Here is a 15,115-nt window from a genome sequence, read left to right as displayed (position 1 = left end):
ATTGAAGACAATTATATGCAAAGTACTGCACAAAAAGCCGCATTGCCTGCCATCACCTTGGCAGCTTTGGGCGTAGTATTCGGAGACATTGGGACGAGCCCATTATATGCGCTGCGCCAATGTTTCCTCACAGCACACTTGGCGATTAGCGAAGCGTCTGTGCTGGGTATTCTGTCCCTGATTTTCTGGTGCATCATGCTGACGATTAGTTTTAAATACGTCAGCATCATCATGCGCGCAGATAACAATGGCGAGGGCGGTATTATGTCGCTGTTGGCCTTGAATCTACGAACCACACGAATTGCCGAAAACAAAAAAATCTACCTGATTGCCCTTGGCTTTATTGGGGCATCTTTGTTCTTTGGTGATGGGATCATTACCCCCGCAATCTCTGTGTTATCCGCGATTGAAGGCTTAAGTATTGCGACGCCGATGTTTAACCAATGGCTGCAACCCTTATCGATCGGTATTTTAGCGGGGCTATTTTTAGTGCAACGCCATGGCACAGGCACGATGGGTAAATTCTTTGGGCCTTTAACGCTCATGTGGTTTTTATCCATTGGTGGTTTTGGACTATGGAGTATTTCGCAAACGCCATTTGTGTTGACCATGATCAGTCCACATTGGGCCTTCAATTTTGTGGTTCAGCAGCCTTATGTTGCATTTTTGACTATGGGTGCGGTTATCTTGACGATGACGGGTGGTGAGGCAATCTATGCCGATATGGGGCATTTTGGCCGACTCCCAATCCGCTTGGCATGGTTTATTGTGGTGATGCCGTGCTTGCTGTTGAACTATGCGGGTCAAGGTGCTTTGCTACTGCGTAATCCTGAAGCTTTAGCCAATCCATTCTATATGCTGATTCCTGAATGGGCATTGTATCCAATGATTGCTTTGGCAACTGCGGCCGCGGTGATTGCCTCTCAAGCGGTGATCACAGGGGTATTCTCCATGGTCAATCAGGCGATTCAATTGCGTTACTTGCCGCGTTTGACAGTGAAACATACCTCTGAAGTTGAACGTGGTCAGATTTATTTACCATTTATTAACTGGGCATTGTTTATCTCGGTGCTGATCTTGATCTTGCTGTTTGAAAACAGTGCGAATTTGGCCAGTGCGTACGGCGTAGCTGTGACCATGACCATGCTCTGCGGTACGATTTTGATCTCAGTTTTAGCTTATGGTTTATGGCGTTGGCCGGTTTGGAAAGTGGCGATTTTTGCAGTTCCATTTTTATTGATTGATTTGATTTTTGTTGCATCGACATCATTAAAAATCGCAGCGGGCGGTTGGGTTCCAATCCTGATTGGTGCGGTATTGTTTACGATTTTAATGACGTGGAAAGATGGACGGGCATTGGTGCTCAATCGGCTCGGTAAAGATGCTTTGCCTATTGACCTGTTTATTCGCAGTGTTAGCATGGGTAGTGAAACCAAGTTTGTTCCAGGTGATGCCGTATTCTTGACAGGAACGCCTGAGATCGTGCCTCATGCCATGTTGCATAATATTAAGCACAACAAAGTTCTGCATGAACGCAATATTATGGTTACGGTCAACACCCGAGATGTGCCATTTGTACCCGAAAATGAGCGGGTGATCACGGAAAAACTAGATGATCGATTCTATCGAATCACGATGTTTTATGGGTTTAAAGATCAGCCGAATATTCCTGCCGCTTTGGAGCATGCGTATCGTGAATTGGGATTTGAATTTGATTTAATGCAAATCAGTTTCTTTATTTCCAGAGACCGTATTATTCATACCTTGGGTGAAGGCATGGCACCTTGGCGAGAAAAGCTGTTTATCTCTATGCAGCGAAATACCAGTCCAGTCAGCGATTTTTATCAAATTCCAACCAACCGTGTGGTTGAGTTGGGCAGTCAGATTGAAATTTAAGACGTAGATTGAACTTTTAGGCATAGATTTAAAAGTTAGACACGAAAAAGCCAGATCAATTCTGGCTTTTTTTTATCTGTAATAATTAAACTTTTTAGTCCAAAGACATAGAGATCATTCTGTTGCTTTTTCCTGGGAGGAGTATGCGAGCAAAACAACAGAATGAAGATGTTGCGTTATTTGATCCTTGAAAATACGCTGATTAGTTGATTGTCGCGTCTACATCTGCAGAGGCTTCAGGCGCAGCTTGGATGGCTTCGTCAGCAACAGGTGCTTCTGGGTTGGCTTGAATTGATGCATCTGCAGGATTTACACTTTGAGTCTCAGGTGCTGCCATAAAAGCATCTTGTTGTGCTTGAGGAGCTTCAGGCAATGCAGCCGATGCGCTATCGGCATTCACTGGCGCTTCTGCAGAAGAGGCAATGACGGGTGCAGCGTTGTTATCCGCTGATACGGCTTCAGGTGCTTGCTGTGCTGTTTCCACAGGTGCTTCAGTTACCGCGGCTTCAGGTGTATTGGCCACTGCTGTTTGTTCAGTTGGAACGGACTGCTCTGTAGGTGCAGCAGCTACACTTTGTTGTTCATTTGCGAGTGCATTTTCCGCTTCAGTCACGGCTTGTTCAGCATTTGCAGGGACTGCAGGGGCATTCGGATCGATTTGGTTTGCCTGAGCCTGTTCAGGGTTTAAGGGCTGTTCTGTTGCAGCGGCATTGACTTGTCCGGCAGGAGCTTCAACCAATTGAACTTGGCCACTTGAAACTAAGTCCTGAATGGAACCAGGTTGACCATTCACGGTGGTCACAATTTTGACTTTAGATAAGCTTTCTAATGTATCACCGGGTTGAATCGGCGGCTCTGCAAATGCTGCTGCGCTCATTAAACCTGAAATTAAACCTAAACCTAAAATTTTAGAATGCATAATCACTCCGTATATTTTTATCGCAATTTTTCGTATTTTTACCTTGTCATAATTCTTGAGGCGAATTCAATGAAACATACGCAACTGCTTCATGACCTCCTATAAAGAACTGCACAACTGCGACATAAAGTTACATCAACTGCTGCTTTGTTAAACAATATTTGTGTGATTGTTAAGCAAATTAAAAAAGAAAAGTGTACTAAAATATGCACCCTTGCTAAGCTGCGGAAAAATAGTCCTTTTAGAAGTCATTGTTGTAAGTCATGGTCAAAAAGAAACGCAATTCAGCAAATCCACTTTCACAGTTATTTGGGCAAAATGGCATAAAAGTGCTGTTGGGTCTGGTGGCAACAGGAAGCTTTGCTATTGCTTTCGGGCAAGAAAAAATTCAACAACTTGTTTCTATGAGCAGCACTTCAAATAGCGCCTGTTTGGACCAATTTTATCGTGAAGTGCCACCTTATTTGGTCCGTGAAAGCCTACATAAAAACAGTTTTCCACTGTGTTTTAATGGCTTTAATGTCATGTATTCAGGGATATCCAAGACACCGCTTTGGGTTGCAGAAGCATTAACCCCCGCACGCCTGAGTCAAAAAATTCCGCGTGAAGATAACTTTCATGAAGAGACTCGCGTGCCGTCTGAATATCGGGCTTTGCTGTCAGACTATAAATCTTCAGGCTATGACCGTGGACACATGGCGCCAAATGCCGATATGCCCAATAAAGCTGCGCAGTTAGATAGTTTTTCTTTGGCCAATATGGTGCCGCAAGCTCCAAAAAATAATCAGCAAGTGTGGCGTGAGTTAGAAGAAGCCACACGGGCGATAGTGACCAAACAAAAGCAAGATGTCTATGTGGTAACGGGGCCGGTATATAGTGCGAAAAAATTAAAAACCATCGGGCAAGGGGTCATCGTGCCGACCGCTACTTATAAGGCGATCTATTTGCCGAAAAAAGGTGTTGCAGGCGTGTACTATGCGGACAATACCTTGCGTGATACGGCACCGACAGTCAAAGTCATGAGTATTTGTGCGCTAGAAGAACTGACTGGAATTAATTTCTTTCCAGAATTAACTGAAGACCAAAAGCGTAATACCTACCGTTTGCCACTCAAAGCCACCCAAGTAAAAGCAAATCAAGATATCGCTTATTTGCATTGGGATGCTGAAAGCCAGTGTGCTGCAGATGTCGCAGAAGACAAGATTTTAAGTTTGCAAAAAGAGTTTAAATCGAGTGGTGGTTCTGTGGGAGAGACATCCATGGCAAGCAGTGAAAATGACAACAATCAAGATGCCTTGGTCAAACAATTGATTGAAGAAATTCTGCAATATCTGCTACAGATTTTGAAATAATTGAGTAGATAATAGCGCTGAACTGCGAGCGATGAAGAGGATCATTGCTTGCAGTTGAAATCTTTTTCACGTATTTCTATTGCTGCATCACTACAACAAAAAAGAAGGATATCCATCATGTTCAAAGCATTTGAAAATGACACTGCGTCGCATGCAATTCATGACTTAACACTAGAAAATGGCCAAGATCGAATTAATATTTATGGCAATTTACAGGTGACGAAAGACCAAGCAGGTTTAGCTGCAGCGAAAGCTTTACAGGCATTTTTCAATGATGTGGTGACCACGCTTGAGGCAGAAACCAACTTAGCTGAAAAAATAGCGCAGGGCGGTGAAGAAAACGAAGTAGAAAATCCATTTCTTTAAAGCTGTGTCATCGGCCGTCGAAGGAAGCAAAGCTCAATTCGGGATGAATGAAAAAAAGCTCACAGATTGTGAGCTTTTTTATGGTGTCTTCTTCTATTTATTCGTCTTTTGCCATCAGTTTATAGATGACCGCACCAATCACCGCACCAATGATTGGGGCTACCCAAAATAGCCAAACTTGTGATAGCGCAGCAGTTTCAGCAAAGAATGCCACACCCATACTACGCGCTGGGTTGACCGAAGTATTAGTGACGGGAATGCTGATCAGATGGATCAATGTAAGCGCAAGACCGATCGCAATTGGGGCAAATCCAGCAGGGGCACGTTTATCCGTTGCTCCCATGATCACAATCAGGAAGCCAGCCGTCAGCACAATTTCAATGACTAACGCTGAGAGCATAGAGTATTTACCTGGAGATAATTCACCATAGCCATTGGTGGCAAAACCGCCGACTCCTGTAAATCCGGCCTGACCTTGTACAATGATGAATAGAATAAATGCGGCGAGGGTTGCACCCAGCAATTGAGAAATAATATAGGGTGCTAGTTCTTTCGCTTCAAAACGACCACCGGCCCACAAGCCGATACTCACGGCAGGGTTAAAATGTCCCCCTGAGATATGACCCAGCGCATAAGCAGCCGTTAACACCGTTAAACCGAAGGCCAGTGCCACGCCTGCGAAGCCAATGCCAAGTTCAGGAAAGGCCGCAGCCAAGACCGCACTACCACAACCACCAAAGACCAGCCAAAACGTACCGATCAGTTCTGCTAAATATTTATTCATTTAAAATTCCATTTGTTTTTGTCATTTGGAATAGATTTTCAATCTTTCACTCAGCATGAGTGCAATATAGTTGTGAAGTGTTGTTTTATTCATTTATTGAATATGCATAGCTTTAATGGATTTTGCTGAAAATCACAATATATAAAATGATAACTGCGTCACATTTTAACTTGCTGCATCAATTTGCGATAAGCGCCATTGCTGTGGGGTTAAATTTCGCCATTGTTTAAAAGCACGTTGAAATGCACTCTGTTCTGAATAACCCAGCAGTAGCGCAATTTTTTGCAAACTTAAATGTGGGTCTCTTAAAAATTCTTCAGCCATCATACAGCGGACCTCCTGCATGCGTTGCTGATAGGTGCTGCCTTGTTGTTGTAAATGGCGTTGTAATTGTCGGACGGACAGATTCAGTTGAGTAGCGACATGTTCAATTTGGAACTGATTTTTTTGCAAACCCATTAAGATGGCTTGTTGTAAGCGTTGGTCGATTTGCGTGGTATTCGGCAGCTTTTCCAATAAAGACTGTGCCTGTTGCATTAACAGTTTTTGTAAGGTCTGATCGCCTTGGGAAAAGGGGCGAGACAGTTCTTGAATGGGAATAATAACCTTCGACTTTTCTTGGGAAAATCGAACTTTACAGCGAAAATATTGTTCATACTGAGCGACATTTTTCGGTGCAGGATTATGAAAATGCACTTCGTGTAAATTGATATCTTCAAAACGCATGAATAATTTTAGAAACTGCAGCATTAAGGCAATCGCAATTTCATCGGTCAATTGATTGGCCATATTCATGGGTAAATCATTCCAACCGATCGAGAAAAAATCATTTTGAATATCAATCAGCAATGGACTACCATCGAAGATTAAGCGATGAAAATCATGGTAGCGGAGCAGCGCTTCGCCTAAGTTTTCACAGGACAGGGCAATATACGCAATGATGCCAATATGTTTGGGTTGCACATGTTCTGCAATTTCTAAACCCAGCGCTGGCTTTTGGATCTTTTGATCCAAATCCATCAATAAATCACGCCAAACGGCATAATCAAAACGTTCTAAGTTTTGAACTTTATTCAGTTTTTCAGGAATAGCAATGCCTTGAGCTTGGTGATAAGCATAGAGCAAATGGCCCAGTCCTCCATAGACCGATCCTGTATAGTCCTTGAGTTGTTGCATATTTTTTTAATTCTAAATTTTGTCGTGTTTTGTCAATAATATTAAAAAAAACGGTCAATATCTAGCCCTCTTCATTACCTATAGTGGAGCTAAGAAAAGGAGATATTGGTCATGTTAAAAGGTTTTATTGCAGGGTTGGTCGTCGCCAATGCCTTTGAATGGGTCGCGCATAAATATGTTTTGCATGGGACACATCGGTCAGGCAAGCCACGTTTTAGTCCAGTACCGAAAAGCATGAAATCACATTGGGAACATCATCGTGAAGTTCGAAAAACAGATTTTCATGATCATGGCTATGTTGAAGGTGTACAGAACTGGCGCACGAAAAATGAAATATTGTCACTGGTGGCAGTTTCAGCCGTATTTGTCCCGCTGTTTTATCCCATTTCCAAAGGAATGAGTTTGTCTGTGCTGTATTGTGCAGGGAATTATTATTATATCCATCGTCGCGCACATCTTGAGCCAGAGTGGGCGATGAAAAAGATTCCATGGCACTATGACCACCATATGAATTCAAATCAGGATGCCAACTGGTGTGTGACCAAACCGTGGTTTGATTATATTTTAGGGACTCGGGTGATCTCATCGGCAAAATTACAGGAACAGAATCCACTAGGTGTGTTACTACCGACAGCGATTGCGAAACCATTGTCACACTGGGTGAATCGGGTATTTCCTGCAAAGTGGGTCGCTGAGCGCAAAAAGCCAGTTGCACTGCTTGAAACGGTCTAATATGAATGCGCTGTGCGTTTTGACAACGAGCGTTGCTACCCATTTGAGCTGTCGCAATTTGTCAATAAATTATGAATCTACTGTCAATCAAATACAGTGTAAATGCCCTATATTTAAATCATCAAAAGGCTTGTACACGACGAGTTGATTGATGAAGTTGCTATGTATATTTTTTCATTTGTTTTACGTATCAGACCAAGTGCTGTAGTTTTTCTTGGTTTATAGGAGCCGACAAGGCTCCTTTTTTTATGTCTATCGTTGATGAATTGTATGGGCGATGCTCTGCTACAAATCAATGGCGTTGCATCAAAAACACCAAAGCAAAAAAAAGAGCGAATCATCGCTCTTTTTCAATCTTCATTGAAAACAAGCCCATTAAAGACGCATTTCAATGCCTTGTTCTGCTAGATATTTTTTCGCTTCAGGAATGGTGTGTTGACCAAAGTGGAAAATAGAGGCTGCAAGCACCGCATCTGCGCCACCTTTTAAAATACCATCGGCCAAATGTTGTAGATTACCGACACCACCAGAAGCAATGGTTGGAATGGTCACACGGTCATTGATATTACGCATCAGTTCAATGTCATAACCAGCTTTGGTTCCATCAGCATCCATCGATGTGATGAGTAATTCACCTGCACCGAAGTCCGCCATTTTTACCGCCCATTCGATGGCATCGATACCGGTTTCTTTACGACCACCGTGGGTGAAAATTTCCCATTTATTATCGCCGGTTTTTTTCGCATCAATAGCAACCACAATACACTGTGCGCCAAAACGCTGAGAGGCTTCTTGTACAAATTCAGGATTATAAATAGCCGCAGAGTTAATCGAAACTTTGTCCGCACCCGCATTTAATAACATGCGGATATCTTCTACTTTACGCACGCCACCACCGACTGTTAATGGCACAAATACAGACTCAGCCATACGCTCTACTGTACGGTAAGTAGTATCACGACCATTTGAGGTTGCGGTGATGTCTAAGAAGGTAATTTCGTCCGCACCTTGTTCGTTATAACGGCGTGCAACTTCAACTGGATCGCCTGCATCACGAATATCAAGAAATTGAACACCTTTCACTACACGACCGTTGTCCACGTCGAGGCAAGGAATAATACGTTTAGCAAGCATAATTTTTTCCAAAAATAACAGCCGATTATGAAACTTCGCGACTTAGATGCTACACCTTAGTAGTCGGAGCGGTTATTCTATCAAAAATATGTAAGTTTTTTCGCAGGTTTTCTATGTCGGTTTATACCACTTTGACTTTAAAGGAAGTTCAGGATTTTGCAGCACCTTATGGACTGGAGGTGATTGACCTGATTCCGATTCAAGGCGGTATTCAAAATACCAACTATTTTATTGTTTGCGAAAATGGCACGCAGTATGTATTAACCGTTTTTGAAGAGATGGACGAGCAAGGTGCAGGGGAGCTGGTGCCTGTACTCGAACATTTGGGGCAGGCTGGTCTAGCTGTGCCTGTACCGCTGAATCATTCAGGTAAAGCGATTCATAGCTTAAAGGATAAACCTGCTCAGATTGCGCCACGCATGCACGGTCAACATCCGATGCCTGCGAGCTTAGCGCAAGCAGAAGTGATTGCTGTTGCCCAAGCGAAAATGCATGTGGCTCTACAAGACTTCCCTTTGGAACGTGCAGAATATCGTGATCATGCTTATTGGTTACAAGTTTCACGCGATATTCGTCCAACATTAAATGAAGCAGATACCACGTTGCTCAACAATCTGTTGGGCTTATATGACATCTTAACGGCGATGTATCCAGACCGTCCTGCCGGTTTTATTCATTCTGATCTGTTCCGTGACAATACTCTATTTGAAGGCGATCAACTCAACGGTATTTTAGACTTTTATGAGTTAAATAAAGACGAACTCTTGTTTGATATTGCTATTACTTTAAATGACTTCTGTACTGAATATCCGGATGTGCATTTGAATGAAGACAAAGCCATTGCCTTTTTAAATGCATATGAAAGCGTGCGCCCATTAACCGCAGATGAAAAATCATGTCTAGAGTTATATTTGGCAATGGCGGCGGGTCGCTTCTGGATGATGCGTTTACAGGTGGCACAGAAAAATGCTGCAGAAGGCCGTACAGGGGATGATATTTTGCAGAAAAACCCTGCTGAAATGCGTAATATGCTGATTGAACGATTAAAATTCGTCACAGCATAAATTTTAAAAACAACGAGAGGGAAAAGCATGCGTGATCAAGGACGCTTAGTAGAATGGTTTGATGATAAGGGCTACGGCTTCATTCAACCGAACGATAGCACCAAAGATCGCGTATTTTTGCACATTAAAGACTTTTCCCGTCCCGGCCCACGACCAATCGTGGGCTGCGCGTTGGATTATGCTGTGATCTTAGACGAACGCGGACGCTTTCGTGCGCAGCAAGTGCATTATTTAAAAGCCTCACAAACCAAAGCTACACAACGCCCTAATAAAAAAAATGTGGTGCAGATGCCGCGTCAGGCAGAGCCGATGCAAATCTTGTGCATCATTTATATCCTCGCCTTGGCGGGTTTGTCTGTGGCGGGTTTACTCAGTGGCATGGTGCTGCTTTTTGTGAGTATTATCAATGTCCTGACCTATTGGTTCTACGCTCAAGATAAAGAAGCTGCGCAAATGGGGAACCGACGCGTGCCAGAAAATACACTGCATCTTTTGTCTTTTTTAGGTGGGTGGCCGGCGGCATGGCTAGCTCAGCAACGTTTGCGGCATAAAACACAAAAACAACCGTTTCGAAAAATATATTTCTGTACCATAGCCTTTAACATATTACTGATTTTATGGCTAATTTCACCATTTAATATCCTGCATATCTAGGGTGGAATGATCCGAAAAATCATCATGACGGAGAGCGAAATGAATTATTCCATTGATAAAGATCCAAACCGCCTGCTCACGATTATTTTGTATATTCTTTATATTGTGGCGATTTTTTCTGCCGGCTTGCTTGCGGTCCTCGCGCTGATTATCAATTACGTCAAACGCAGTGATGTGCGTGGTACGATTTTTGAAAGCCATTTTACTTGGCAGATTCGTACGTTTTGGTGGTATCTCATTTGGAACATCATTGCTTTCGTGCCTTTTATTTTTCTGTTCTTTACTGGCAATAATGCTAATGCCTTTGCAGGGGTGGCACTGGGAGCAAGTACCTTCTGCGTCACGGTGATCGGACTGTCTTGGTTATGGATTGTGTACCGCGCGATTAAAGGTTTAATTCGTGTCAATGACAACAGACCGATGTATGACTAATGCGAGTTCAGAACTTTTTGGCATAAAAATCTTGGCATTAAAAAGCGACCTAATGGGTCGCTTTTTAATGTAAAAGTGGAAGCTGAAATTAGCGTTTCTTTAACCATTTCGGCCGCCATTCACTCACAATCACACCAAGAACTACACACAGTCCGCCAATGAGAGCGAGCGGTGTTAAGCGTTCACCGGCAAGCCGCCCAATGATCGCGGCCCAAACCGGTTCACCTGCATAGATGATTGCCGCCTGTGCAGGATCAACCATACGCTGCGCCCAGTTCATCACCAATTGAATTACGGCGCTGGCTAGCCCCAATCCGCAAAGTACAGCAATTAATGGCCATTCAAATTTTGGCAAAGTGGTTTCACCCACCAGTGGGGCAAAGCAAAAACAGAACAGAGAGGCAAATGCCAACTGTAGAACCGTCACTCTGCGCAGATTGACGCGGGGCGCAAAATAGCTGATCAAGATAATTTCAAAGGCAATGGCAATCGACCCGAGCAGCGTAATGATTTGTCCAAAGTTAAGCTGAATGGCGCCAAAGCCATTACCCGTTAAAAACACTAAACCGACGAAAGCACAGCTTGCACCTAACCATGTCATTAAATGCGGCGTGTTTTTAAAGCAAAGCCACATAAAAAATGGCACTAAAGGGACATATAGCGCGGTTAAAAAAGCCGATTCACTACTGCTAATCGTCTGTAAACCTACAGTTTGTGTGGCATAGCCGATGGCAATAACAGCACCAATGCTCGCTCCAGCAATTACATCCTGTTTAGAAAAATGCTTCAGATATTTTAAGGAAAGCAGGCTCACCGCAATCGTCGCAGCAGCAAATCGCAGCCCAACAAACAAGACTGGGCTACTAAAATTTAAGCCATATTGAACCGTAATAAAGCTCGCACCCCATATGACAGTAATTAAAATGAGCGCAATTTGTGGTGCTTTCTGTGAGAGCGTGGCGGGAAACATAGTGAAAAGCTGATAAAAATTTAAGTCACATATTGTCTTATTTTTATTAAATGTGCAATATATTGCACAATACTCACAAGGATTGATCCTATGACCAATTCAACGTATGTGCTAAAGCATGTTGCATCTAATTTAAAACATTACCGAGATGCTAAGAATTTTACGCAACAACAATTGGCTGATTTGTCCGGCGTGAGCCGACGTACCATCGCAGGTTTAGAGTCGGGTCAGGACAATATTAGTTTGGCGAAGTTGGGTTGGCTGGCAGATGCGTTAGAAGTCAGTTTTGTGGATTTGGTTCGTGCTGCTGCCGCACAACCTCCTGAAAGGATTCATGAGCAACTTTGGCAAGGGCAAACCAGTCAGAGTTATGCCAAAATTTTATCGAGCTGTCAGGCTAAACAGCATGTAGAAATGTGGGAATGGTCTTTGGCACCCAATGAAATTTATTATGCTGAACCTGATCCGGCTGGTTGGCATGAAATGATCTTTGTGATTGAAGGTCAATTAACCTTGGATCTCAATAATCAACCTGTCACATTCAGTGCAGGTCAAAGTCACGTCTATGCCAGTGATGTAAATTATCGTTATATCAATTCAGGTTCGACCGTCGTACGTTTTATGCGAAATTGTGTGAATTAAGCCTAAGCCATTCAAATCGAGTATAAAGTTAAATTATTGGCATAAAAAAGAGGCCCGAAGACCTCTTTTCTGCTCGGGAAAATTACAAGCTTTGTTGATCAAGCAGTAATTGAGCTTCACGAAGGTTCAATGTGCCTTCATAAATTGCACGACCGGTAATCGCACCTAAAATACCCGGTTGGCCTTTTAAGTTACGCACGTCGTCAAGGTTGGTCACGCCACCCGATGCAATAACAGGTAAGCCTGAATACGTTGCAAGGTTAACGGTTTGTTCAACGTTCACACCTTGCATCATGCCATCACGTGCGATGTCGGTGTAGACAATGCTTGATACGCCAGCATCTGCAAAGCGTTTTGCCAAATCAGTAGCTTTCACGTCTGTGACATTTGCCCAACCATCTGTTGCCACCATGCCGTTCATGGCATCGATACCAACAATGATATGGCCTGCAAATTTTTTGCACGCTTCTTCAACAAATTCAGGCTCTTTTACCGCTTTTGTACCAATGATGACAAACGATACGCCTGCATCAAGGTAGTGTTCAATGGTTTCAAGAGAGCGGATACCACCACCAATTTGAATTGGCAATTCAGGCTGTGCTTTAGCAATCGCTTCAACCACAGGCTTATGAATCGGTGTACCAGCGAAAGCACCGTTTAAATCTACCAAATGTAAGCGACGCGCGCCTTCATTTACCCAATGCTGTGCAGTTGCCACTGGATCGTCAGAAAATACGGTATCGTCTTCCATACGACCTTGTTTTAAACGGACACATTTGCCATCTTTCAGGTCAATTGCAGGGATGATCAGCATGCTTTCGCTCCTTGCTCAATCAAAATAAGAATGAATTTGTGCTTAATCTTATCAAATAAACGCTGATTCACTAAAGGCTAATATCAGAATTGATGAATTAAAAAAGCCTGACATGTGTCAGGCCAGTGCAAATAGAGGATTGGATTTTATTCTTGATCTATAAAAATGCGCTGTGTATTCGCGTTTTGAGTCATTAAATATAAGCGGTTGTTTGTAATAAATCGCTGTTTACGGACTGAAGTAAGCTACCGACATCGTACAAGCCATGATTGAGGACTGTGGTACTTTCACCGACCACTTGAACGAGATCACCGACTACAGGAAGTTCAGTGGCAATCGATGTAATCGGTGCAATGTCATCCAGTAAGGCATCTAAAGTGCCTGAAACATCTTGCACGACACCACCTACACTTGTTAAAGGAGCATTCAGGACAGCTGTTAATAATTCGGTAGGATCAATACTGGCTACATAGCCGCCCGTTTCAGCCAACAAGCCTGTTAAATTGCCTGTAGTTTCGCCTACTGCATCCAATAGACCGCCCAGCAATGGCAGGTCAGAAAGTGCGTCTGTGATTGGTGCAGCCCCCCACTGAGATGATCAACCAAACCTGCAACTTCAGTCACAGTTTGACCGACCACACCAGTTATGCCATTGAGAGCGGTCTGTACACCGCCGAGAAGATCACCTGTCGCGAGTTGATCGGCTACCGCATGTAAGCCATCGCCTAAAGTGCCGATCAACTGATTTTCAACTGCCAGTACTTTTTCGATGGTCCCCCCAATGAGTGGAAGCTCAGTCAGTGCATCCGTTAAGGGGGCTGTTAAGCTACTCACGGTCTCTAAAACGCTGTCTACAGTATCCAAAACAGTATTTAAAACCAGTCCAATCGCTTTACTGATTCCTTGTAAAGTCAGGCTGAGTACACCGCTGATTTTTCCTGTAAATAAGTTCAACATGTCAGGTTCTCCAAGCTTTTAAATTATGATGTGTTATGTATTTTGCAGACTTGTTTTAGCAAAAGGAGATTGATGAAAACAAATTATGAAAGTATAGAAAGAATGAGATAAATCATGTAATTCTGCTAGAAAACCAAGAGAGATCAAAACCTTAGTTGAATAAAAATACAAATGTATATTAATGTAATTAAAATGAGTTAAATCAAAGGTATAAATGTACTTAAAAGGTGCAATTTTATTGTTTTTAGGCTGTGCTGTGACTATTTTTAAAGCAATAACGTACTGTTCAAATCTTTAGCGCAAATAAACTGCAAATTCATTGGCACTCTTCAGCCGATCTTTGCACTTGGTCATGCCATAGATTGGGGCAATATCCAGTTACAGAGTGGTTACATCGCTGAATATAAATTAAATCATTAAAATAATTAAGGGTTTATAATTTCATGTGCGGACGAATTCTTAGTTTGAGGGAGGTATTGGGAATGGTTTTAGGTAATAAGCCACGTTGTAATAATTCTTCAAAGACCAAAACAGGGGCATAAGCATCGGCAGCGGCATAACGAATTTGTTCTGGATTTAAGCGCTTTTTGGCCCAATTCGAGGTGCTGACCGATTTAGATTTTGGAAAATTCACACGAAAAAGCAGTGCCATGGCATTTTTTAAACCGACGGGTTGGGTTAAGCCAAAAGAAGCAAAGCACTTGGAGAGTTCCAAGACACTATTCAGTTCGATGCCTTTTTTACGAAATAAATGCGCATCATTTTTTAAGCCAAAACCTACTTTAATTTGATCCCGATTACTCAAGATTGGTCTTAAAAAATCCCAAGTGCATTCGTTCATTTGAAACAACCACGCCTGTTGCGCCGTCGCAAGTTGGATTAAATGTGGACCGGTAGAGACCTCACCTTTACGAAAAGTCGGCTTAGATTCAGAGTCGAAACCGAATAAGGCAGTCGTCTGCAATTCATCGGCCCAGTGTTGGCATTGTTCTGCATTGTGAATGACATGGATCTGCTCTGGCACTAAATTTTGGAACAATGGAAAATTTTTAATCTGTTCTTTTGTTGGCAAAATAGGTGTCAGTAGAGCATCAGTCATTGTGATTTAATTCAAAGGCTTGTTGTTGCAGCCTAGAGCGTTTAGTAGGGAAATGCAAATACCGAGATGTGGCGTTGAGCATGAGCCATTGACTCACCTGCCTGTCATAGCGCGTTGCTATGAC

At 42.9% G+C, this 15,115-nt stretch carries 17 protein-coding genes; 8 read left to right on the top strand and 9 right to left on the bottom strand.

What is annotated here, in order from left to right; genetic code table 11:
- Nucleotides 1-15: 15 nt before the first annotated feature.
- A complete protein-coding gene (locus FTV38_RS10020) occupies nucleotides 16-1,896 on the top strand; it encodes a potassium transporter Kup (protein WP_078193161.1) in 1,881 nt (626 codons plus the stop codon).
- 202 nt (nucleotides 1,897-2,098) lie between these two features.
- On the opposite strand, the gene FTV38_RS10015 is transcribed toward FTV38_RS10020, so the two are convergent.
- Nucleotides 2,099-2,815: a hypothetical protein gene (locus FTV38_RS10015; protein ID WP_180022375.1), complete on the bottom strand. Its 717-nt coding sequence runs from the start codon at nucleotides 2,813-2,815 to the stop codon at nucleotides 2,099-2,101.
- Nucleotides 2,816-3,078: 263 nt separating this feature from the next.
- Between FTV38_RS10015 and FTV38_RS10010 the strand changes: the two genes are divergently transcribed.
- Nucleotides 3,079-4,167: a DNA/RNA non-specific endonuclease gene (locus FTV38_RS10010; RefSeq protein ID WP_078193159.1), complete on the top strand. Its 1,089-nt coding sequence runs from the start codon at nucleotides 3,079-3,081 to the stop codon at nucleotides 4,165-4,167.
- 117 nt (nucleotides 4,168-4,284) lie between these two features.
- Complete coding sequence (locus FTV38_RS10005) at nucleotides 4,285-4,533, top strand: hypothetical protein (RefSeq protein WP_180002780.1); 249 nt, start codon at nucleotides 4,285-4,287, stop codon at nucleotides 4,531-4,533.
- A 97-nt stretch (nucleotides 4,534-4,630) separates the two neighbouring features.
- Here FTV38_RS10005 and aqpZ read toward each other — a convergent pair whose 3' ends face one another.
- Together aqpZ and FTV38_RS09995 are read right to left on the bottom strand one after the other, a co-directional pair.
- Nucleotides 4,631-5,317, bottom strand: coding sequence for an aquaporin Z (gene aqpZ, locus FTV38_RS10000; protein WP_180002782.1), 687 nt, complete (start codon nucleotides 5,315-5,317; stop codon nucleotides 4,631-4,633).
- Nucleotides 5,318-5,482: 165 nt separating this feature from the next.
- Complete coding sequence (locus FTV38_RS09995) at nucleotides 5,483-6,493, bottom strand: AraC family transcriptional regulator (protein WP_180022374.1); 1,011 nt, start codon at nucleotides 6,491-6,493, stop codon at nucleotides 5,483-5,485.
- Between the two features lie 111 nt (nucleotides 6,494-6,604).
- Between FTV38_RS09995 and FTV38_RS09990 the strand changes: the two genes are divergently transcribed.
- Complete coding sequence (locus FTV38_RS09990) at nucleotides 6,605-7,225, top strand: hypothetical protein (protein WP_180022373.1); 621 nt, start codon at nucleotides 6,605-6,607, stop codon at nucleotides 7,223-7,225.
- Between the two features lie 375 nt (nucleotides 7,226-7,600).
- Here the strand turns inward: FTV38_RS09990 and hisF are convergent, their stop codons facing one another.
- Entirely contained in the window at nucleotides 7,601-8,362 is a 762-nt protein-coding gene (hisF, locus tag FTV38_RS09985) for an imidazole glycerol phosphate synthase subunit HisF (RefSeq protein WP_373685396.1), read from the bottom strand.
- Between the two features lie 110 nt (nucleotides 8,363-8,472).
- Between hisF and FTV38_RS09980 the strand changes: the two genes are divergently transcribed.
- From FTV38_RS09980 to FTV38_RS09970, 3 genes are read left to right on the top strand one after another with little or no spacing between them, the layout of a single operon-like run.
- Entirely contained in the window at nucleotides 8,473-9,423 is a 951-nt protein-coding gene (locus FTV38_RS09980; protein ID WP_180022371.1) for a homoserine kinase, read from the top strand.
- 27 nt (nucleotides 9,424-9,450) lie between these two features.
- Complete coding sequence (locus FTV38_RS09975; protein WP_180022370.1) at nucleotides 9,451-10,077, top strand: DUF1294 domain-containing protein; 627 nt, start codon at nucleotides 9,451-9,453, stop codon at nucleotides 10,075-10,077.
- A 39-nt stretch (nucleotides 10,078-10,116) separates the two neighbouring features.
- Nucleotides 10,117-10,509, top strand: coding sequence for a hypothetical protein (locus FTV38_RS09970; protein ID WP_078190495.1), 393 nt, complete (start codon nucleotides 10,117-10,119; stop codon nucleotides 10,507-10,509).
- An 88-nt stretch (nucleotides 10,510-10,597) separates the two neighbouring features.
- Here FTV38_RS09970 and FTV38_RS09965 read toward each other — a convergent pair whose 3' ends face one another.
- Entirely contained in the window at nucleotides 10,598-11,479 is an 882-nt protein-coding gene (locus tag FTV38_RS09965) for a DMT family transporter (protein ID WP_180022369.1), read from the bottom strand.
- A 90-nt stretch (nucleotides 11,480-11,569) separates the two neighbouring features.
- Between FTV38_RS09965 and FTV38_RS09960 the strand changes: the two genes are divergently transcribed.
- Entirely contained in the window at nucleotides 11,570-12,121 is a 552-nt protein-coding gene (locus FTV38_RS09960) for a helix-turn-helix domain-containing protein (protein ID WP_180022368.1), read from the top strand.
- 82 nt (nucleotides 12,122-12,203) lie between these two features.
- Here the strand turns inward: FTV38_RS09960 and hisA are convergent, their stop codons facing one another.
- From hisA to FTV38_RS09945, 4 genes are all read right to left on the bottom strand, one after another.
- Nucleotides 12,204-12,935: a 1-(5-phosphoribosyl)-5-[(5-phosphoribosylamino)methylideneamino]imidazole-4-carboxamide isomerase gene (hisA, locus tag FTV38_RS09955; protein ID WP_078190493.1), complete on the bottom strand. Its 732-nt coding sequence runs from the start codon at nucleotides 12,933-12,935 to the stop codon at nucleotides 12,204-12,206.
- Between the two features lie 193 nt (nucleotides 12,936-13,128).
- On the bottom strand, nucleotides 13,129-13,467 hold the full coding sequence (locus FTV38_RS18095; RefSeq protein ID WP_257223971.1) for a hypothetical protein: 339 nt from the start codon (nucleotides 13,465-13,467) through the stop codon (nucleotides 13,129-13,131).
- Nucleotides 13,455-13,892, bottom strand: coding sequence for a hypothetical protein (locus FTV38_RS18090; protein WP_257220775.1), 438 nt, complete (start codon nucleotides 13,890-13,892; stop codon nucleotides 13,455-13,457). The genes FTV38_RS18095 and FTV38_RS18090 overlap by 13 nt, the downstream gene beginning before the upstream one ends.
- Nucleotides 13,893-14,325: 433 nt before the next feature.
- The gene (locus tag FTV38_RS09945; protein ID WP_180022367.1) at nucleotides 14,326-14,991 is read right to left on the bottom strand and encodes a 3'-5' exonuclease; all 666 of its coding nucleotides are present in this window, start codon (nucleotides 14,989-14,991) and stop codon (nucleotides 14,326-14,328) included.
- Between the last annotated feature and the right edge of the window lie 124 nt (nucleotides 14,992-15,115).

The organism is Acinetobacter sp. YH16044, assembly GCF_013417145.1.
GTDB classification, from domain to species: domain Bacteria; phylum Pseudomonadota; class Gammaproteobacteria; order Pseudomonadales; family Moraxellaceae; genus Acinetobacter; species Acinetobacter amyesii.
Note: the sequence above shows the minus strand (reverse complement) of the source record. Positions and strands in the feature narration are given on the sequence as shown.